Below are 18845 nucleotides of genomic sequence, written 5' to 3'. Positions count from 1 at the left end.
TTTAGCCACCTCCGACAAAACGGATTATTTCAACTTTAGATTCACTGGTTAGTTTTCTTGCAGCGAATTCATTTTTATTTAATATTTCTAAATCCACTTCTACTACGATCTTCTGACAATCTAGATTTAGAATCTTAAGTAATTCTGAAACTGTAGTGCCTTCTTTTATATCCATTGCTTCACCATTTATAATCATTTAACTCCCTCCTTTTTGCAAAAATAAAAAGGGAAGCAAATAAATATATGCTTCCCTCATAATCTAATTTATTAGGATACTTAACATCTAAAATTACGAATATAGCTAAAATAAAAAATCACAAATTCGGAGAATTTGTGATAAAATACAGCTATCCCGTCTCTCCCTACGTTGGCATTACCCAAATCAGGTTATGAGGGTAAGGAATAACATTCCACTCTCAGCCTATCTTTATAGGCTCCCCTTGATATAATATTAAATTGTTATCGATTTCTAAATCTAATTTACCATAAACCATATTATAAATCAATAGGTATATACAGTTGTAATCATTAATGAAAATTAAAATATTACATATTTGTTTATTTAATGAATTTTTATTGCATTATGCTATGATATAATTGTATTATATTATTTGAAGTACAAAATGCTTAAATCTTTAATTTAACTAAGTATTACAAAATGGAGGATCTTTATGAATCATAACAAAAATATGCTTCCTTATTTATCTGTTACTACTACATCTATTATATTTGGTTTAAGCTTTTTATTCTCTAAAAGAGCTTTAAATGTAGCGTCTCCTTTTTCGCTGCTTTCCTTTAGATTTTTAACTGCTTTTGTAATAATGACTTTACTTGTAACTTTTAAAGTTATCAAAGTAAACTATAAAAATAAGCCTATAAAAAATTTATTTTTCTTGGCACTTATGGAGCCTGTAATTTATTTTATTTTTGAAACCTATGGAATTAAGTATTCATCATCATCTTTTGCAGGAATTATGATAGCCCTTATTCCTATAATCGTTACAATATTAGCTTCATATTTTCTTAAAGAAAAGTTTTCTAGTCTTCAATTATTTTTTATAATTCTGTCAGTATCAGGTGTGGCCTATATTGCCTTTATGAATAGTACAGATTCAGGAAGTACCGGTATAATTGGTATTGTGCTTCTTATAATTACAGTAATGGCTGCTGCAGTGTTCAACATAATGTCAAGAAAACTTTCTTCAAGTTTTACACCTATGGAAATAACCTATTTTATGATGGGAACAGCGGCATTATTCTTTAATATATTTTCACTAGGTGAACACATGATATACGGTACTTTTAGCAGTTACCTTTTGCCATTTAAGAGTAAGGATTTCATTATATCTATATTTTATTTAGGAATTTTGTCTTCAGTTATCGCATTTTTCTTAGTAAACTTTACTCTTTCTAAAATTGAAGCTTCTAAATCAGCTGTATTTGCAAACCTTTCAACAATAGTATCTATTGCTGCAGGAGTTATTATATTACATGAAGAATTCAAATATTATCATATAATTGGTTCTATCATGATACTTGTCGGAGTTTGGGGAACCAGTCGCTTTAGCTTTAAAGATGAAATTGTAGCTAAAGAAATTGAGGGAGTATAATAAAATATTACAATTTAAAGTTGCAAAAGTCATCTAACTAAATTTTTTAGTCGGATGACTTTTTTCTAATGAATCATTTATGATCAATTTTCTTTTGTGTATTAAATTATATTGTATGAAGACTTCCTACAGCTCTCTGCGCCCAAGTAGAATCTTTTAAGATAGCTCTTGCTACCCCAATAAGATCTGCCTTTCCGTCAGCTAACAGCTGTTCAGCAGCTTTTGCTTCCGTAATTCCACCAGTTAGAATTACAGGAATTGAGATAACTTTTTTAGCAGACTCTGAAAGTTGTGCAAAATATCCCTGCTCAGTATGCCCTGGCACAACATATCCACAAAATCCACCTGAAATATCAAGAATGTCTATTCCAGCTTTTTCAAACTCTTTGGCTGCAATTTGGCTATCTTCTATAGTACTTCCCCCCTCCATATAATCCGAAGCACCTAATCTCAAAAGAATAGGGAAATCATTACCTACAGCATTGCGTACTGCTTCAATAACTTTAAGGTGAATACGAATACGATTATGAATGCTTCCACCATACTCATCTTTTCTCTTGTTAGTTAACGGAGAGAAAAATTGATTAAGCAGATATCCATGAGCAGAATGTATTTCCACTCCATCAAATCCAGCCTCCTTTGTGCGGCGAGCTGCATCATGGAAGGCCTGAATAATATCATCAATTTCTTTATTTGTAAGTTCACGGGGCACATTTCCTTTACGTGGATTTATAACCGCTGAGGGACCAACTGGCATTGATCCTATAACTTCTTTCTCTGCTGCACTTCCAGCATGGTTAAGTTGCATAATAGCTTTTGAACCATTTTGATGAATAACATCAGCTAACTTTCGTAAACCTTCAATTGTAGTATCATCAGAAACAGAAAGTTGGTTTTTGCTGGCTTTTCCTTCTGGAGTAATAAAACTGTGTTCAATTATAATTAACGATATATGCCCTCCTTCAGATTTTTCCTTATAATAATCAAGAATATCTTGACTCACTTTTCCATCAGATTCAGCCTTTGCAGTAGCCATGGGTGGCATAACCAAACGGTTATCCAATCTTAACGTACCCACTTGTAATGGTCTGAGCAAATATGACATAAATTTATCCTCCTCTTATTAAACTTTTCTTTTTATCATTTCTTACTATTTAATGTTTATATATGTTTACATTTAAACACTAGCATTTATGTTAACTAAAAACAAGAATGCACTTTCTCTATACATAGTTACAGAAAAGATACATATAAAATCAATAAAGAATTAAATCTATACTTGATGATAAAGTACTGATTTAACTCTTTACTAGAAACTAAGTATTTTTTAAATCTTTATATCTAATATAAGCAAAAGTACATCTTTCTATGTATACTTTGTTTTTACTACTATTGATATTAGAGCAATTCTAATGGAACCTAACAAGAAATTCTATAAAAATTTTAAATTACAATTAAACTGAATATATTTCTGGGAACCATAATTTAATCTCACGTTCAACACTTTCTGCACTATCCGAGGAATGAACAGCATTTTCGGATTTTGATACTGCAAACTGGCCTCTTATGCTGCCCATATCAGCATCTAATGGATTGGTTGCTCCATTTATTTTCCTCACCAAATTAATAGCATTATCTGCTTCTATAATTAAAGCACATACTTCACCTCTTGTAATGAAGTTAACAAGTTCTTTAAAGAATGGCTTATCTTTATGCTCAATATAATGACTTTCTGCAATTTCTATGGATGGCTTTATTATCTTTAATGCTGGTATGTGAAGCCCTTTTTTCTCATAGATAGAGATTATTTCACCCATTAATTTTCTCTCCATAGCATCTGGTTTAATAAGCACTAATGTTTTTTCCATTATATCATCCTTTCTATCATTGATAGATATTTTTAGTAATATATTTCCAAAATACCCAAATATTATTCCTACTACAGAACATGTTACATAAATTTTTTATTTAGCTCAATACAATTCATTCGACAAATTGCAACTATATATGTACTAATGTCCTATAATATAGTAGGAGTAATTGTGAATATTTTGTAAAATAATGAATAAGTTATCAAGTATGGAAATTCGATTCCGAATATAGTAATTAAGAGTTGTCTGATAAAGGACAATCCTTGTTCAATTTAATTATTAGCTGTCACATTTAATTCATGGTAAGGATAAATATTTAATGAATATCTAAAATACAATTGAAAGGAGTGTTATGATTTAATTTTTTAGATATCTTTGTATGTTTATTTTTATAGAAACAAAAAGTTATACACTTTAGTATAAAAGCATTAAAAAACTTAACTAAAGTCAATAACTATTTGTATACATAGGGGGAAATTTAGGAATGAAGAAATATTTTTCAGGAATTTTAAGCCTATTACTGCTACTTTACACCACATTTCAGGGGATTACAGTTCAGGCTGCAGACGCTTCAGTTGCGCCAAGTCCTAGCGAAGTAACTATTACAAATAATGTAGGAAAAGCAGACACTATATATGTTACTGGTGTAACCGGTGGTGATATTGTAACAGTTTATAATGCTTCAAGTGGCGGAAAAGTACTAGGTAAAAAAACTGTACCTAATCAAAAGACAGATATAACAATATCTATAACACAGCTTGGAATCTCTGAAGGAAGTGTTTATATAACAGTTACTTCAGCTAAAATGACTGAAAGTAGTAGAACAGAGATTAGTTATTCTTCAGAGGGTCAATCTGAGATGCCTCTAGCGGATAACATAAAAATTACAAATAATTCAGGAAAATCAGATACTATTTATGTTTCTGGCCTTGCTCCTCGTGATAAAGTTAATATATATACTGCAGCTACTGGTGGAAAACTACTGTGTTCCGCAACAATAGGCTCTAATAAAACAGATGCAACTATGTCTATCTCTCAACTAGGAATAAACGCTGGAAGTGTATATGCTGCAGTTACAACACAAGGAATGCATGAAAGTGATAGAGTAAAAATTGATTTTCCAGGAGAATTTCAATCTGAAGCTCCATCCTTAAATAACATAAATATTACTAATAATTCAGGAAAGGCAGATACTATATCTGTTTCTAGTCTTGCTTCTGGTGATAAGGTTAATGTATATACTGCAGCTACTGGTGGAAAATTATTGAGTTCTGCAACAGTAGGCTCTAATAAAACTGAAGCAACGTTAACTATATCACAAATCGGAACTGCTGCTGGTAATGTTTATGTTTCTGTTAAAAGTCCAGGATTGTTAGAAAGTACTAGAACTGAAGCGTCCTTTTCTGCAGAAGGTCAATCCGATATAGTACAACCAAGTAATGTAACAATTACAAATAATACCGGTAAGCCTGATACCGTATATGTTACTGGCCTTACCCAAGGAGATAAAGTAAATGTGTATAGCGCTTCAACTGGTGGAAAATTGCTTGGATCAGCAGTAGCATCATCAGATTCCAGTGCAACAGTTAGTATAGGACAACTTGGAACTGCTGCAGGAAGTATTTACATATCTATTACAACTCCAGGAATGCTTGAAAGCTCTAGGAAAAAAGCAAGCTATTCTGCAGAATCTCAGTCTAGCTCAGTAGACACTGAGAATATAGTAGTTACTAATAATGCAGGAAAAGCAGATACCATATATGTATCTCAGCTAAATTCTGGCGACTTAGTAAAGGTATATGATAGTGCTAGTAGTGGTAATTTACTTGCATCCGCAACAGTACTTGATAGTGCTACAGATGCAACTATATCAGTACCTCAGCTTGGATCTGCAGCTGGAAGTGTTTATGTTTCTATAACTGGTAAAGGTAAGCTTGAAGGTTCTAGAACAAAAGTTAATTATTCCGCTGAAGGCAAGTCTAATTCATTAGATACAACTAATATATCAATTACTAATAGATCGGGAAGTGCGGATACTATTAGTGTAACTGGCCTTTCTCAAAATGATGTTATAAAAGTATATGATTTAGCTAAAGGTGGAAATCCGCTTGGGTCTGCTACAGTAGCCTCAGGTGAAACAAATGCAACAATATCTATTACACAGCTTGGAACAATGGCTGGTAGCGTTTATATCTCTCGAACTAGTTTAAATCAATCTGAAGGCGACAGAGTAAAAATTGATTATTTAGCTGAGCCAAAATCCAGTAATCCTAAAGCAGAAAATATAATTGTTACTAATAATGCTGGAATGAATGATATTGTGCAAATAAATAGACTTTCTGCTAATGATGTAGTAAAAGTATATGATTCTCCTCAAGGCGGTACTGTACTTGGTTCTGCAACTGTGGCTAATTATCAAACAGAAACAACAGTTTCTATTCCACAACTTGGAACTGATGCTGGAAGTGTATATGTTTCTGTAACTAGTATTAATAAAGGGGAAAGTGATAGAACTCAAGTAGGATTTTCTTCAGAGTCTAAATCCAAATCACCAGAAACTAATAGAATATCTATTATAAATAACGCAGGAATGGCTGGTACAGTAACAGTTTCTGGAGTTATCGGAAGTGATTTAGTAAAGGTATATGATTCTTCTCAAGGTGGTACCTTACTTGGCTCTGGAACTGTAGGAACATATGATACAGAAGTAACAATACCTGTTACACAACTTGGCTCTGAAGCAGGAAATGTATTTATTTCTATTACTAGTAAAGGAAAGCTAGAAAGCGATAGAGTTCAAGCAGCATATTCTGCAAAGCTTGTAAGCAGCGCACCTAATGCTGCAAATGTAACAGTTGAGAATAATGCAGGTATAAAAGATACTGTAAAACTTGTAAATCTCCAACCAAATGACGTAGTAAAAGTATACGATAGTGCACAAGGTGGTAATTTATTAGGTTCTGTAACAGCATCTGGAGATAGTATGGAAGCAATCGTATCCATAACACAACTTGGTGTTGGTTCAGGAACCATCTATGTATCTTTAACAAGTACAGGAAAAACAGAGAGCAGCAGAACCGCAGTACAATATAATGCTGAATCTCAATCTAATGCTTTATCTGCTGGTGATATAACTATAGAAAATAATTCTGGAACATCTGATGTTATTACTGTTACAGGCATAGCAGCTAATGATGTAGTTAAAGTCTATAGTTCTGAATCAGGTGGAAGTTTATTAGGAACTGCAACAGTATCCAGTGGTAATTCTCAAGCTATCGTTACTGTATCACAGCTTGGATCTAATGCAGGAAGCGTGTATATATCCGTAACAAGGTCTGGAAAAACAGAAAGTAAACGAGTTAAAGCAGATTATCTTGCAGAATCCTCAGCACCTGTTATAGGAAATATATCCATTGTAAACAATGCTATAATATCAGATACGGTGACAGTGAAAAACTTAACTGCTAATGATGTTGTTAAAGTTTATGATGCTGTGCAAGGTGGCAATTTATTAGGTTATGCTATTGTTCCAGCTAACAGTAATGAAGTTACTGTTACAATTTCTCAGTTAACTGCAGCTGCAGGGAGTGTGTATGTTTCTGTTACAAACTTTGGGAAAAACGAGAGTAAAAGAACAAAAGCTGATTATATTGCAGAGCAAACATCAACTGCGCTTCACCCAGGAGACGTTAGCATAGTAAATAATCCAGTTGGAACACCTGATGTGATAACAGTAAATAATTTATCCTCAAATAATTTAATAAAAGTTTATGATGCTGCTAATGGAGGAAACCTGATTGGTACTGCAGTAGTTTCATCTAATGATACACAAGTAACTATTAATATACCTCAGCTTAGTAAAAGTGCTGGAAGTGTGTACATCACAGTTACAAGTCGTGGTAAGACTGAAAGTAGTAGAACTAAAGTTGATTATACTGCTGAAAATTAGAGCTTTAAGTTTACTTTAGTAACTTTTATTAAAAAACACAGAAACCTTGCCTAGCATGAGCTTTGCTCAACTAGACAAGGTTTTTTATCTATTAACATTCTATTGGGTATTTAATTTTTTAATAAGTCAAAAACAGCTCTAACTTCTCCTACCTCTTCCTTTATATTATTCAGATTTTTACCAACTCTATACTTTTGTAGTGATATACTTTCATTTTCGTCCAAAACTCCTAAGTCCTCTAGGCATTTTATAACCGTTGGCCACACCGCCCTATAATTGCCATCCTCTACTTTTATTGCTATTCCTAGGTCTCTGTCTTTTACACCAATACAGTATACTGCCTCAGCACCTAGTTTTCCTATAAGTTTACCTTTAGTATTTTTTATAAGTTCAGTGCAAAAACCATTTGTACCAGAAATCATTTCTGGAGCTTTATTCATAGCTTTAAACACTCTGCTGCAGGCATCTCTGTATTCTTTTGATAAAGAATTTGCATTTGCTAACTTTGCGAAACCCAATGCCATGTTATATAAAGGCATACCGTAAACCGGAACAGTACAACCATCTATTCCTAAATAAATCTTTTCTTTATTTATTCCACAAATTTTTGCAGCAATATTTTTTAATTCCCTTTGAACTAAATGGTTTTCCATATTATAGTTATTAACGCTGTATTCTTTATGAATACATACTGCAAGCATTCCTGAATGTTTCCCAGAACAATCTGTATGTGTAGGCTGCAGCTTAGTGTGATTCCATATAAGTTCTTCTGCATATTTAGGACTCAAAGACAATGTTGCTCCGCATAATAAATTATCAACTGAAAGTCCTATCTTATTTAATATTCCTTCTACCACTTTTCTATGAAAATCCTCTCCATAATGTGATGCGCACATTATAGCAAGCTCTTCATCTGTAAAATTAAATCTATCTGCTGCTCCACTTAAGATTACATTTAATGTTTGAATAGGCTTAGCTGCTGAACGCATAAAACTAACTTTGTAGGGGTTACCAACATGATATAACAGTTGTCCTTTACTATCAACCACAGCTATATCGCCTCTATGAATACTTTCAACCAAAGGCCCTCTGATAACGTTTACAAGAACTTCTGACATACTAACCCTCCTTTTGGGTATACAAATCAAACTCCTTTATATAATTATAATATTAAGTATTTTAGTATATTCTCCTATAAAGTTAAAAGCTCTGTAATTTATAAACATTTCCTATTTTAGAATATTTAAGGCCTGTTTTATATATTAATGTATAGATATTATTAATTTTTGATGATAAATTGTCAAAAGTTATTTGGAGGTGTTTCTAATATATTCTATAAATTTTAATGGAAAACAGATAACATTCTCTAGTACTAGCAATGCCTTTCATAATTATTGGCCTAATAGTGAAAATATAAAAGAGAAGGATATTGAACTTAATAAACTCTGTGCAAAGGCTTATAAAGCTTCTAAAAAAATAGTAGTACAAGAAACCGACTATGGATTTAATGAAGAATTGCTTATGTACAATGACTATCTTTTCTGCTTTATTTCCAGCAACTCTCATAAGATATTGTTTAATTATATGTACGCTAAGGATTTGTTTTTAAATAATATTTTCCCGAACCTAACCAAATATCAGATATCTAAAATTCATGATATATCTTTAAATGAAATTATAGGTAATGTTAAAATCACTCTTTATAATGGTACTAGTATTGTTTATACTGTGATTGCAAGCTTTGATGCCCTTTTAAGCTATTCTGCTATAAACAGTACAATATTGCATAACAGCTGTGCAGAAAAGCTTCTCTTTAGAGATTTTTTATACGACTTGACTTCCTCTAAAATCAATGCTTCATCAATAGATTCGAATTTAGGCTTAACTATAGCTTTGGGGGATTCTCCGCATTTATTTAACTATTTATATTTTGATAACCTTATGATAATTACAAGCTATCAAAGGAATATTTAGTATAGCTAAATGTTTCATGTATAATTAAAACAATTTTAAATAAAAGAGCACTCTTCCATAAATTATCATGAAGAATGCTCTTTTTATTATCAATCGAAATATCTTTTGCTGCTCTTTTTTAATTCTTTTAAGCTATATAATACCTTATAATCTTGGATCTTTATGCTATCTGATATTTGCTTTATAACATTTTCACAATAATCAGTGCTTTCTCCGTGAACCATTGTAAAAAGATTATAAGGCCACCCATCAAAAGTTGGACGCTGATAGCAATGGGTTACTTCTTTGAATAGACATATTATCTTAGCGGCTTCTTCAATTCTATCTTCAGGTATTACCCATACTACCATTGCATTATATTTAAATCCTGCTTGCCTATGATGTAGTATTCCCCCTACTCTTCTAAGAACGCCCCTATCTTGAAGCTCCTTAACTTTATCTAATACCTCCTCTTCTGTAATACCCACTTCTTCTGCTATTTTTTTATATGGTTCCTGTACCAAAGGAATGTCTCCAGAAAGCTTACTAATAATAATCTTCTCTATTGAATTAAACATCTTTTACCCTCCATTAATATGAAAAGTAGCTCTGATTTTAAAGAGTTTAATCGAAGGCAAATTAATTATTTTATTAATTTCTGCTCTAGACTTTATATCTCTTATAACTTCATCTATCTTTTCTTCTGACTGTGCTATTATTGTAAACCACATATTATAATGATGATTTCTGATATAATTATGTGTCACTTCCTCATATCCATTAATTATTTTTGATACATCTTCAATTCTTTCTTCTGGAACACTAATTGCACATAAGGTGCTTACATACCCTAATTTTTTGAATCAAAAATACCCCCTATTCTTCTTATGAAAGCTTCTTTTTTTAACTTTTCTAATCTACTTATAACCTCTTCTTCTGTAATTTCAAGTTTTTTACCTATAGCTAGAAATGGTCTTGGCTCCACAGGTAGACCATTCTGAACTAAATTAAGCAGCTTCTTATCTATCTGATCCATACAACACCTCTATTGAATTTTTACATTTTCTTCATTATTAGAGTACTTACATATGATATCTCCAGCCATATAGTTGCCATCACTATAGTAAGCAGCTCTTGCTCTACATCCTCCACAGGAATTTTTATATTTGCAATTTCCACAACTGCCGCCATAATTAAGTGTTCTAAGCTCATTAAAAAGCTCACTGTTTTTCCAAATCCCACTAAAAGGAACTTCCCTTACGTTACCTGCAACTTTATTTAAATAAGCACAAGGTTGTACATCTCCTTTAGGGCTTATAATACAGTAACTCGTTCCTGCCAGACACCCTTTGCTAAATCTTGTTTCTACACCTAGTTCTTTTGCTATTCTAACGAATTGGGGCGCACAAGTAGGTTTTATTTCTATATTAACTTCTTTCTTTTTAGACATGATGATTTTTAATAACTCTTCATACTCCTCTTTATTAAGAGATTCATCTGCAATATCTTTGCCTCTGCCAGTAGGAACTAAAAAAAATGGATAATGAGCGACTCCCCCCATAGCAGCAGTGAAATCTATTATATTTGTAACCTCATCTTTATTCCAATCCATAACTGTAGTATGAATTTGAAATGGCAATCCTATATCTCTGCAGTTTTTCATTCCATACAGTGCGTCTCTCCATGCGTTTTTACATTTTCTAAATTTATCATGTTTGTTTCCATTTAAGCTATCTAGACTTATTCCTACAGCTTTTAATCCACACTTCTTTAACTTTGATGCTACTTCTTTAGTAATGAGTGTACCATTTGTGCCTATAACCGGTCTTAAATTTAATTCATTGGCATAGGCTATAAGTTCAAATATGTCTTCTCTAACCAGTGGCTCTCCACCAGAAAAAATCATTATTTTAAAGCCTGCCTTAGCAATTTCTTTTATGAGTGCTTTTCCTTCTTCTGTGGTAAGTTCATCATTATTTTTTTCTCCTGCATCTCTATAACAATGATCACAATACATATTGCATTTATTTGTAATATTCCAAGACATTATCATTTTGTTTATTCCCCCTAATCACCTTAAAATGAAGTTAAAATATTTTTTGTCAATTATAAACCTATCTCTTTATCATTTAAATAACAAGCGGGATCTGACTCCCAAAAATCTCCGCTTACAGCTTCTGCTCTTGCTCTAAAATTTCCATTACATATTGATAGCCATTTACAGTTGCTGCATCTACCTTTTAATAAAGCTTTCCTATTCCTTAATCCTTCAATTATAGGATGTGAGTTATTTTTCCATATGTCGCTGAATTTACTATCTCTTATGTTACCGAAAGTATGCTGCCATGTAAATTGATCTGGATGAACATCCCCCTTATAATCTACATTCCCAAAGGCCATGCCAGATCTATTGCCTCCATTCATACTGATTAAATTCAAGACCTTAGATGCTAATTCAGGGTACTTTCTTTGTGCTTGTAAGTATATATATACTGCATCTGCATGATTATCTACAGTTAAAATTTCATACCCTTTTCCAAGCTCAATTGTTTTTTCAATTATTAAATCCATAGCAGCTCTTGTTTCTTCCTTCGTTATATCATCCTTTATCATTTCGCTTCCTCTTCCAGAATAGACAAGGTGATAAAAACACACTCTCGGTATTTTTTCTTCTTTAATAAGTCTGAAAATATCATCAAGTTGATCATAATTATGACGATTTATAGTAAATCTAAGTCCTACCTTTTGACCTATCTCCAAGCAATTTCTTATTCCGCTTAAAGCCTTATCAAAACTCCCTTTAGTTCTTCTAAAATCATCATGCCTGGATCCAATCCCATCTAAACTAACTCCAACATAACCTACATTTAAATTTTTCAAGCTTTTACATACATCCTTATCAAGTAATGTGCCATTTGTAGAAATGGTACTTCTTATATTGTTTTTATTTGAATGTTCTATTAGCTCAAAGATATCACTTCGTATTAATGGCTCCCCACCAGAAAAAAGTATAACCGGTACTTTAAAATCACCTAAATCTTCAATAAAATACTTAGCTTTCTCAGTGCTTAATTCTCCATCATGCTTATTGCAATCTGAATCTGCATAGCAGTGTAAACACTTTAGGTTGCAAGCCTTTGTACAATTCCATACAACTACTGGGCCTTTGCCTGGACTTACCCCATATTTTTCATCTGAAGCACCTTTAATATAACGAAGTTTGTCTCCAAAATTTTCAGAATCACATAACAGTTTTGTAACACTAATCATATTTAATTTCTATTGAGATAATTTATTAAATTAAACTATCTTCAATATAATCTCCTTTCTGTTCGAATGCTCTCTACATTATACATTTTATTAGTAATTTTACACTTAAATACTAAAAAACAAAAGAAGTATTTAAAATATACTACTAACATTGGATAAATGGTAAATTATAAGTTATAATAAACTGGAATAAAGTGAAACTTAAGTTATATATAGGAGTACTAGGTCGAAAGTTAACTTTCTAGTTAGTTTCTTTATATATATTAAATCAAGAGGTGAAAAAATGTTAAATAGTGACTTACTAAAAGGACCTAATCTAAGACTGACCTCCTTAAAGGAAGAGGACTTAAATACCTTTGAAAATTGGTACAATGATGTGAAATTTTTAAGACATTATGATATGATTGCGGCATTTCCTAAATCACAACCACAACTTTTAGAAATGCTTCAGGATATAAGAAATTCTAATGACAGATATATATTTGCAGTAAGAACAGTGGAAGACAATAAATTTATAGGCGTTACTGGTTTTGAAAACATACTATGGAATAATGGAGTTGCTATTATTTATATAGGCATAGGAGATAATAGCTTTAGGGGAAGAGGTTTTGGTAAAGAATCCTTGCTACTTACTATGGAATTTGGATTTCAAGAACTGAATTTACATAGAATTCAGCTTAATGTTTTATCCTATAATGACCCAGCTATAAAACTTTATGAAAGCTTAGGTTTTAAAAGAGAAGGTATTTATAGAGAGTTCATTCATAGGGATGGCAAAAGATGTGACATGTACCTTTATGGAATTCTTCGAAGTGAATGGGAAAATATGAATTCGTAGGATTAAAACACCTCAACGGTCCAGTACTAATCTGTTTGAGGTGTTTTTGTATTTGTGATTTCGTTATAAAAGGCTGTTTTATTTTCCGTATATTATTCTAATTTCCATGTTTTTATTTGAGAATGAATACTAATCTTCACTTTTTGTGGGTCAAGAACACTTCTGAATTTCTCAGTTGAGCTTTCCTTAAACATCTTTCCAGAAGCATTTTTAAGATTTTCAATTGAATCCCAATGCTGAATCATTGTCCATTCTTCACTTTTTTCATCGATTATTAACTCTGTATCGATGTACCCCGGTTGTATTGCATGAAATTTGATTTCTAAGTCATTAACAATTTTCATAAAGTCCTCTCTAGACACATCTTTAACTGTTCCAAGCTTTACAATTTCAGTTATCATTTTCATAATTAAAACCTCCACATATTATTCCTCTATTGGGAATACTAATTTGATTTAAAACTCAATATTGTGTAATTGATTCTTTAATCAAGTTTAGTATAAAGGAATTTTATGTTGAGATATTGTATAAAATCGACAGTTAAATTATCGATAAATATATTTTGTATTTTCTTTTATGGTTATATGCTCTTTGAGGAACTTGCTTGGAGTAACTCCAGTAAATTCCTGAAATTCTCTAGTAAAATGAGCCTGATCAAAATAATCATTTTCATAGGCTACCGATGCAATTGTGTCTTCCGCTTTTTTACAAATCAATTTATTACTTGCTGTCTGAAATCTTCCTATTCTTTGTAGAGCTTTAGGAGTATATCCTGTATATTTTAAACATGCTCTTTCAAGTGTTTTAGCATTTAAATTGTTGTCATGACAAAATGATTTTATAGAACAGTACTTACTTTCAAGAGCAAAAATTTGTATTAAATTAAACATTTTCACTTCGCCTAAACTATTATCCAGCATTGATTCTAATGATTTTTCTAAAGATAAAACAGTATCATATACAGGTGATAATGTATTAATAGATGCTTCCAATTTCTTTGTCAATTCTTTAGCAGTGACTTTTAAATCTATGACTTGATTATTAAATTCTGAAATAGGTATCTGTAAAAATGGATATAACCCAAAAGGATAAAAAGAAATTCCGAATACTTTTAATTTTCCTTTCTGATTAATATATCCATACCTATCTCTCAAAGCATTAAAATGAAAATCGCTTGTTTTATATATATCGCTTCCAATTTGATATTCAATTTTATCAGATAAATTCAGAATAATATCTATGCTGTCTGTAGTCAGCAATTTATGTTTTACAGTTACATCAGCTTCTGTTTCTAGATACCATATAAATTTAATCCATTTTCTTAACTGCAAAGATTTTATAGCATATCTTGTAATTGGTAACATCTCTATCACCTCCTGCTGTTGTCATTATTATATTTTCTTCTAAAAACAATATCAATATTGTTTTGTTTAAATTGATATTAAAGTCTTTACCACTACGATAAAGACTTTAATAAATACTATATGAAGGTTTAAAACAATATTTCCTGTCCTCTCTTATATATTTCCACAATATCTGAGGAGCGGTTATTCATCTTTTCTTTAAAGCTCTTTGTTATTTCCGGTTTATCCCCAAAGTGCATTGGTATAAAAAGTTTTGGTTTTACCTTTTTGATTAAGTATTCTCCTCCAAGATAATAGTATTCTTCCAGCCTGTTATCTACAGGAAAAAATGCTATGTCTATCTTTTCATTAGATAACTTTTCTACTTCTTTCTTAAAGGCTTTTTCCATAGCTAAGTTTTCTTCATCACTATCTTCTTTCCAATGCCACCAATTTAGGTCTCCAGCATGGAATATAGAAATTCCATCTACCTTTACCAAGAAGGATATTCCTATATCTGTAGAACCATATGCCTTTATCTCTATGTCATTAACTTCTATATTTTCATCTTCTGATATATAGATAACTTCAGGAAAATCATCATTTTTTTCTATATCAGTACTTAAAATATATTTTATGTTAGGGTTTATTTCTTTCCATGAAAATATAATTGGGTTAAAGTGATCATAATGTGAATGAGAGACAAAGACAACTACGTTTTTTTCTGTTTGTAGTGCTTCTCTGCAGACCACACCATGCTGCAAAGTTCTTTTTTCACTATCATCATTAAAGTAATCAAATATTAAAACATTAGATTTTGTTTCTATTATAAATCCATCATGATATAAATAATGTATTTTTGCTTTATCCAAATTTAACTTCACCTCAAAATCATTTACACTACATTTTTATTTGGTAAAATTTCTGTCCAATAACCGTCTGGATCAGCTATAAAGTAAAGTCCCATTCCCTTATTTTCGTAACATATGCATTCCATATTTTTATGATGTTCATATGCTTTATCGAAGTCATCTGTTGTTACAGCCATATGTATTTCGTTATCTCCTAAATTATATGGCTCTTTTCTATCTGTAAGATATGTAAGTTCTAATGTATGACTACTGCCTGCATCCTTTAAAAATACTAAAGTAAAGCTTCCATCTGGCGCATTATATCTTCTAACCTCTTCAAAGCCTAATGCCTCTTTATAGAATTTTACACTCTTTTCAAGATCTAATACATTGATATTATTGTGTTCAAATTTAAATTTCATTTTTACCACCTCTTCTTATTATTAAATATCTAAAATAATCTCTTCTAATTCTCTTTTTGGTACGTGATGAACAGCATTCTCATCTCTCCAATACTTAATATCTCCTGATGATTGCAGCTCCTCTAGTACTACCTCTTCCTTTGGTTTACCAAGAGCAATTACCATAAGAATTTCATAATTGTCTCTGATATTAAGATCTTTTGCCAATCCTGCTCTATCAATGCTGCCGAACATACAGCCGCCTAATCCTTTTTCAACAGCTCCTAAGAGAATGCTTTGCGCAGCTATACCGTGATCCCACCAACAATTTTTACTTATACTCAAATCATTAAGCACTATTACATATGCCCTAGGCTTTTCTCCTTCTTCTGGACCATTCCAATCTTTTAGGTATCCAGCCCATCTAAGGTGCTTAAATATTTTTTCATTCTTTACAGCATCATTAGATAAAACATATTTTAATGGCTGCATATTTGCTCCAGATGAAGATAGCCTAGCAAGATCTATTAATTCTCTTAAGCTCTCCATACTTATATCATGTTCTTGATAAAACCTTCTATAAGTTCTGTTTTTTAAAACTAATTCTCTAATCAACTTTTACACACCCCTTACAGTGCCTTAGTTAAGACAACAACTAATAGCACAAAATTATTATTATTAAATATATTCTATATAACCATTATAGTTTTATATAAAAATTCTATTCAAGAAAGCACTTTTTTGTACTTAGGTTTCCTGTAGGTTACTGTAATTGCTTTATTTGCTGTTTTCAATGTAATTAATTAATGCCTGAAATGCCATGACATATCCCAAAAATCCAAATCCACAAATTTGACCAACGCAAGCAGCAGCTGTAACAGATTTATGTCTGAATTCTTCTCTTGTATGTATATTACTTAAATGCACCTCAACAGAAGGAATAATGCTTACGGATTTTAAAGCATCATAAATAGCTATACTGTAGTGGGTGTATGCTCCTGGATTAATTACTATACCATCATACTTTTCACTATATGCCCTTTGTATATGATTTATTATTTCCCCTTCAATATTACTTTGTACTATATCTAAATCAAATTTTAATTCTTTAGACTTTTCTTTTAGCAAACTACAAAGATCTTCATAGTTTTTGTCACCATATATACCTTTTTCTCTTATGCCGAGAAAATTTAAGTTAGGTCCATTGATAACTAGTATTTTCATTGCACTTTCTCCTTTTAACATAATGCTTTAGGCATAATCAAATAAATAATAGACCAGTATTCTCGCATATTTGGTCCCTTATTTCTTTTCATATGCCTTAACTATTTTTTCTATAGCTTCATCAACATTACTATTATTTATAATTTGAAAATCACAGCACTCTTTATATATACTATATCTTTCTTTAAATAGATCGTAAATTTTATCTGCTCCTTGTTTTAAAAGAGGCCTTCCAGAAGTCTCAATATTTTTCTTAATATCCTCTACAGGTCTGTCTATAAAAACTATTATTCCATTTTTCTTTAATAATTCTATATTCTCTAGATTTTTTATTACTCCGCCTCCTGTAGATATTATAACTTGCTTTTTCTCTCCTAATTCCTTAGCAACTTCATTCTCTAGTTGTCTAAAGTAATCCTCACCCTTTTCAAAGATTTGAGTAATTGTTCTCCCACATTTTTGTTCTATATACCAATCCATATCAATAAATTCAACATTAAGTCTATTAGATAAGGCTTTTCCTATTGTTGTTTTTCCACATCCAGGCATGCCTATCAGAATAATGTTCTTATTTAACTTATTCATTATTTTCACCTATCATTAACTGCAGTTTTTCGTATATTTTATCTACAACATTATCACTTATCTCTATTCCATGCCAAATCTCTTGAGCAGCAGCTGCTTGAGCAACTAACATATATAGTCCATTTACTGTTTTTAAGTTTAACTCTCTAGCTTCAGATAAAAATTTTGTTTCTAAAGGATTATATACTATATCTACAGCTGCTGAAAATTTTCTTAAAACATCTTTGCTCACAGGACTATTTTTCACATTGGGATACATACCGCACGGAGTACAATTTATAATTAAATCCTTATTTTCTAACTCATATAATTGTTCATAGGATATGACTTTAAAATCTCCCGAATTATTAACTTTTTGAGGTTCTCTACTTACATATATAAGCTCACCGATATTATTATCTATTAAATATTGAACTACTGCTTTAGATGCACCACCAGTACCTAATATTACTGCACTTTTATCTATAATATCTATTGATGCTTTTTTTAATGTTTCATCAAAACCGTAGTAATCTGTATTGTATCCAACTAGTTTTCCATTTTTAAAATCTACTGTATTTACAGCTCCTATTCTTTCAGCCTCGGAAGATATCTCATCAAGATACTTAATTATCTCTACTTTATATGGTATAGTAACAGTTACTCCTCTAGCTTCAAGAGCCTTAAGGCCTTCTACTGCTTTTTCTAAATTTTCTTTTTTAATTTCAAATAGATTATATACCGCTTTTGGATCTACGCTTTGAAAAATCATGTTATGAATTTGTGGAGAAAAGCTGTGACCTAATTTCTCTCCTATGAGTCCGTAAAAATTACTCATTGCCTTTTTGCACCTCACTTTACATTTCTTCTGCATTCATAATAATATATTACAAAAGTTTTCTTAAATAATAAAGTAAAACTTACACTATACAAAAATAACGCAGGGTTTCAAGTTTAAAACCCTACGTTAT

General features: G+C 31.4%; 21 protein-coding genes and 1 riboswitch. Of the genes, 4 read left to right on the top strand and 17 right to left on the bottom strand.

Going from position 1 to position 18845, the window contains the following annotated elements:
* Position 1 precedes the first annotated feature (1 nt).
* Positions 2 to 196: a sulfur carrier protein ThiS gene (thiS, locus tag RCG18_RS20765; RefSeq protein WP_308037921.1), complete on the bottom strand. Its 195-nt coding sequence runs from the start codon at positions 194 to 196 to the stop codon at positions 2 to 4.
* Between the two features lie 145 nt (positions 197 to 341).
* A riboswitch (TPP riboswitch) is annotated at positions 342 to 451 on the bottom strand.
* A 220-nt stretch (positions 452 to 671) separates the two neighbouring features.
* On the opposite strand from thiS, the gene RCG18_RS20760 reads away from it, so the two are divergent.
* Positions 672 to 1610, top strand: a complete 939-nt coding sequence (locus tag RCG18_RS20760; RefSeq protein WP_308037920.1) for a DMT family transporter — start codon at positions 672 to 674, stop codon at positions 1608 to 1610.
* A 106-nt stretch (positions 1611 to 1716) separates the two neighbouring features.
* Here the strand turns inward: RCG18_RS20760 and RCG18_RS20755 are convergent, their stop codons facing one another.
* Complete coding sequence (locus tag RCG18_RS20755) at positions 1717 to 2715, bottom strand: NADH:flavin oxidoreductase (RefSeq protein ID WP_308037919.1); 999 nt, start codon at positions 2713 to 2715, stop codon at positions 1717 to 1719.
* Positions 2716 to 3064: 349 nt separating this feature from the next.
* Positions 3065 to 3478: a nucleoside-diphosphate kinase gene (gene ndk / locus RCG18_RS20750; protein ID WP_308037918.1), complete on the bottom strand. Its 414-nt coding sequence runs from the start codon at positions 3476 to 3478 to the stop codon at positions 3065 to 3067.
* 487 nt (positions 3479 to 3965) lie between these two features.
* On the opposite strand from ndk, the gene RCG18_RS20745 reads away from it, so the two are divergent.
* Positions 3966 to 7430, top strand: coding sequence for a hypothetical protein (locus RCG18_RS20745; protein WP_308037917.1), 3465 nt, complete (start codon positions 3966 to 3968; stop codon positions 7428 to 7430).
* Between the two features lie 110 nt (positions 7431 to 7540).
* Here the strand turns inward: RCG18_RS20745 and RCG18_RS20740 are convergent, their stop codons facing one another.
* Positions 7541 to 8548 (bottom strand): asparaginase, encoded by a 1008-nt coding sequence (locus tag RCG18_RS20740; protein ID WP_308037916.1) that lies wholly within the window; start codon positions 8546 to 8548, stop codon positions 7541 to 7543.
* A 193-nt stretch (positions 8549 to 8741) separates the two neighbouring features.
* On the opposite strand from RCG18_RS20740, the gene RCG18_RS20735 reads away from it, so the two are divergent.
* Positions 8742 to 9404 carry a hypothetical protein gene (locus RCG18_RS20735; protein ID WP_308037915.1) on the top strand — a complete coding sequence of 221 codons (663 nt, stop codon included), beginning with the start codon at positions 8742 to 8744 and terminating at the stop codon, positions 9402 to 9404.
* An 89-nt stretch (positions 9405 to 9493) separates the two neighbouring features.
* On the opposite strand, the gene RCG18_RS20730 is transcribed toward RCG18_RS20735, so the two are convergent.
* The 5 genes from RCG18_RS20730 to nirJ1 are packed head-to-tail and all read right to left on the bottom strand — an operon-like array spanning position 9494 to position 12653.
* Positions 9494 to 9961 (bottom strand): Lrp/AsnC family transcriptional regulator, encoded by a 468-nt coding sequence (locus tag RCG18_RS20730; RefSeq protein WP_308037914.1) that lies wholly within the window; start codon positions 9959 to 9961, stop codon positions 9494 to 9496.
* 3 nt (positions 9962 to 9964) lie between these two features.
* Complete coding sequence (locus RCG18_RS29160; RefSeq protein WP_374119158.1) at positions 9965 to 10189, bottom strand: hypothetical protein; 225 nt, start codon at positions 10187 to 10189, stop codon at positions 9965 to 9967.
* Positions 10190 to 10233: 44 nt separating this feature from the next.
* The gene (locus tag RCG18_RS29155) at positions 10234 to 10419 is read right to left on the bottom strand and encodes an Lrp/AsnC family transcriptional regulator (RefSeq protein ID WP_374118940.1); all 186 of its coding nucleotides are present in this window, start codon (positions 10417 to 10419) and stop codon (positions 10234 to 10236) included.
* A gap of 9 nt (positions 10420 to 10428) precedes the next feature.
* Entirely contained in the window at positions 10429 to 11436 is a 1008-nt protein-coding gene (gene nirJ2 / locus RCG18_RS20720) for a putative heme d1 biosynthesis radical SAM protein NirJ2 (protein ID WP_308037913.1), read from the bottom strand.
* Positions 11437 to 11489: 53 nt separating this feature from the next.
* The gene (gene nirJ1 / locus RCG18_RS20715; RefSeq protein WP_308037912.1) at positions 11490 to 12653 is read right to left on the bottom strand and encodes a putative heme d1 biosynthesis radical SAM protein NirJ1; all 1164 of its coding nucleotides are present in this window, start codon (positions 12651 to 12653) and stop codon (positions 11490 to 11492) included.
* Between the two features lie 283 nt (positions 12654 to 12936).
* Between nirJ1 and RCG18_RS20710 the strand changes: the two genes are divergently transcribed.
* On the top strand, positions 12937 to 13491 hold the full coding sequence (locus tag RCG18_RS20710) for a GNAT family protein (protein ID WP_308037911.1): 555 nt from the start codon (positions 12937 to 12939) through the stop codon (positions 13489 to 13491).
* A gap of 92 nt (positions 13492 to 13583) precedes the next feature.
* Here RCG18_RS20710 and RCG18_RS20705 read toward each other — a convergent pair whose 3' ends face one another.
* The 8 genes from RCG18_RS20705 to aroE form a co-directional block, all read right to left on the bottom strand.
* Positions 13584 to 13898 carry a hypothetical protein gene (locus RCG18_RS20705; RefSeq protein ID WP_308037910.1) on the bottom strand — a complete coding sequence of 105 codons (315 nt, stop codon included), beginning with the start codon at positions 13896 to 13898 and terminating at the stop codon, positions 13584 to 13586.
* A 138-nt stretch (positions 13899 to 14036) separates the two neighbouring features.
* A complete protein-coding gene (locus tag RCG18_RS20700; RefSeq protein ID WP_308037909.1) occupies positions 14037 to 14855 on the bottom strand; it encodes a helix-turn-helix domain-containing protein in 819 nt (272 codons plus the stop codon).
* 128 nt (positions 14856 to 14983) lie between these two features.
* Positions 14984 to 15706 carry an MBL fold metallo-hydrolase gene (locus tag RCG18_RS20695; protein ID WP_308037908.1) on the bottom strand — a complete coding sequence of 241 codons (723 nt, stop codon included), beginning with the start codon at positions 15704 to 15706 and terminating at the stop codon, positions 14984 to 14986.
* Between the two features lie 23 nt (positions 15707 to 15729).
* Positions 15730 to 16107, bottom strand: a complete 378-nt coding sequence (locus RCG18_RS20690) for a VOC family protein (protein ID WP_308037907.1) — start codon at positions 16105 to 16107, stop codon at positions 15730 to 15732.
* A gap of 21 nt (positions 16108 to 16128) precedes the next feature.
* Positions 16129 to 16701, bottom strand: a complete 573-nt coding sequence (locus tag RCG18_RS20685; protein WP_308037906.1) for a nitroreductase family protein — start codon at positions 16699 to 16701, stop codon at positions 16129 to 16131.
* A 162-nt stretch (positions 16702 to 16863) separates the two neighbouring features.
* Positions 16864 to 17310 (bottom strand): type II 3-dehydroquinate dehydratase, encoded by a 447-nt coding sequence (aroQ, locus tag RCG18_RS20680; protein ID WP_308037905.1) that lies wholly within the window; start codon positions 17308 to 17310, stop codon positions 16864 to 16866.
* 78 nt (positions 17311 to 17388) lie between these two features.
* Entirely contained in the window at positions 17389 to 17895 is a 507-nt protein-coding gene (locus tag RCG18_RS20675; RefSeq protein ID WP_308037904.1) for a shikimate kinase, read from the bottom strand.
* Positions 17888 to 18712 carry a shikimate dehydrogenase gene (gene aroE / locus RCG18_RS20670; protein WP_308037903.1) on the bottom strand — a complete coding sequence of 275 codons (825 nt, stop codon included), beginning with the start codon at positions 18710 to 18712 and terminating at the stop codon, positions 17888 to 17890. The genes RCG18_RS20675 and aroE overlap by 8 nt, the downstream gene beginning before the upstream one ends.
* Positions 18713 to 18845 lie beyond the last annotated feature (133 nt).

Origin of the sequence: Clostridium sp. OS1-26, from assembly GCF_030915445.1 — a bacterium.
Lineage (GTDB): Bacteria > Bacillota > Clostridia > Clostridiales > Clostridiaceae > Clostridium_AM.
The sequence above is the reverse complement of the archived record's forward strand: the minus strand, read 5'-3'. Positions and strand labels throughout refer to the sequence as shown.

Excerpts from the sequence above, each read along its gene's own strand:
- RCG18_RS20690 (WP_308037907.1), bottom strand. The coding sequence starts at position 16,107 with ATGAAATTTAAATTTGAACACAATAATATCAATGTATTAGATCTTGAA.
- RCG18_RS20740 (WP_308037916.1), bottom strand. The coding sequence starts at position 8,548 with ATGTCAGAAGTTCTTGTAAACGTTATCAGAGGGCCTTTGGTTGAAAGT.
- RCG18_RS20755 (WP_308037919.1), bottom strand. The coding sequence starts at position 2,715 with ATGTCATATTTGCTCAGACCATTACAAGTGGGTACGTTAAGATTGGAT.
- ndk (WP_308037918.1), bottom strand. The coding sequence starts at position 3,478 with ATGGAAAAAACATTAGTGCTTATTAAACCAGATGCTATGGAGAGAAAA.
- aroE (WP_308037903.1), bottom strand. The coding sequence starts at position 18,712 with ATGAGTAATTTTTACGGACTCATAGGAGAGAAATTAGGTCACAGCTTT.
- RCG18_RS29155 (WP_374118940.1), bottom strand. The coding sequence starts at position 10,419 with ATGGATCAGATAGATAAGAAGCTGCTTAATTTAGTTCAGAATGGTCTA.
- nirJ1 (WP_308037912.1), bottom strand. The coding sequence starts at position 12,653 with ATGATTAGTGTTACAAAACTGTTATGTGATTCTGAAAATTTTGGAGAC.
- RCG18_RS20745 (WP_308037917.1), top strand. The coding sequence starts at position 3,966 with ATGAAGAAATATTTTTCAGGAATTTTAAGCCTATTACTGCTACTTTAC.
- thiS (WP_308037921.1), bottom strand. The coding sequence starts at position 196 with ATGATTATAAATGGTGAAGCAATGGATATAAAAGAAGGCACTACAGTT.
- RCG18_RS20675 (WP_308037904.1), bottom strand. The coding sequence starts at position 17,895 with ATGAATAAGTTAAATAAGAACATTATTCTGATAGGCATGCCTGGATGT.
- RCG18_RS20705 (WP_308037910.1), bottom strand. The coding sequence starts at position 13,898 with ATGAAAATGATAACTGAAATTGTAAAGCTTGGAACAGTTAAAGATGTG.
- nirJ2 (WP_308037913.1), bottom strand. The coding sequence starts at position 11,436 with ATGATAATGTCTTGGAATATTACAAATAAATGCAATATGTATTGTGAT.
- RCG18_RS20700 (WP_308037909.1), bottom strand. The coding sequence starts at position 14,855 with ATGTTACCAATTACAAGATATGCTATAAAATCTTTGCAGTTAAGAAAA.
- RCG18_RS20760 (WP_308037920.1), top strand. The coding sequence starts at position 672 with ATGAATCATAACAAAAATATGCTTCCTTATTTATCTGTTACTACTACA.
- RCG18_RS20730 (WP_308037914.1), bottom strand. The coding sequence starts at position 9,961 with ATGTTTAATTCAATAGAGAAGATTATTATTAGTAAGCTTTCTGGAGAC.
- RCG18_RS20710 (WP_308037911.1), top strand. The coding sequence starts at position 12,937 with ATGTTAAATAGTGACTTACTAAAAGGACCTAATCTAAGACTGACCTCC.
- aroQ (WP_308037905.1), bottom strand. The coding sequence starts at position 17,310 with ATGAAAATACTAGTTATCAATGGACCTAACTTAAATTTTCTCGGCATA.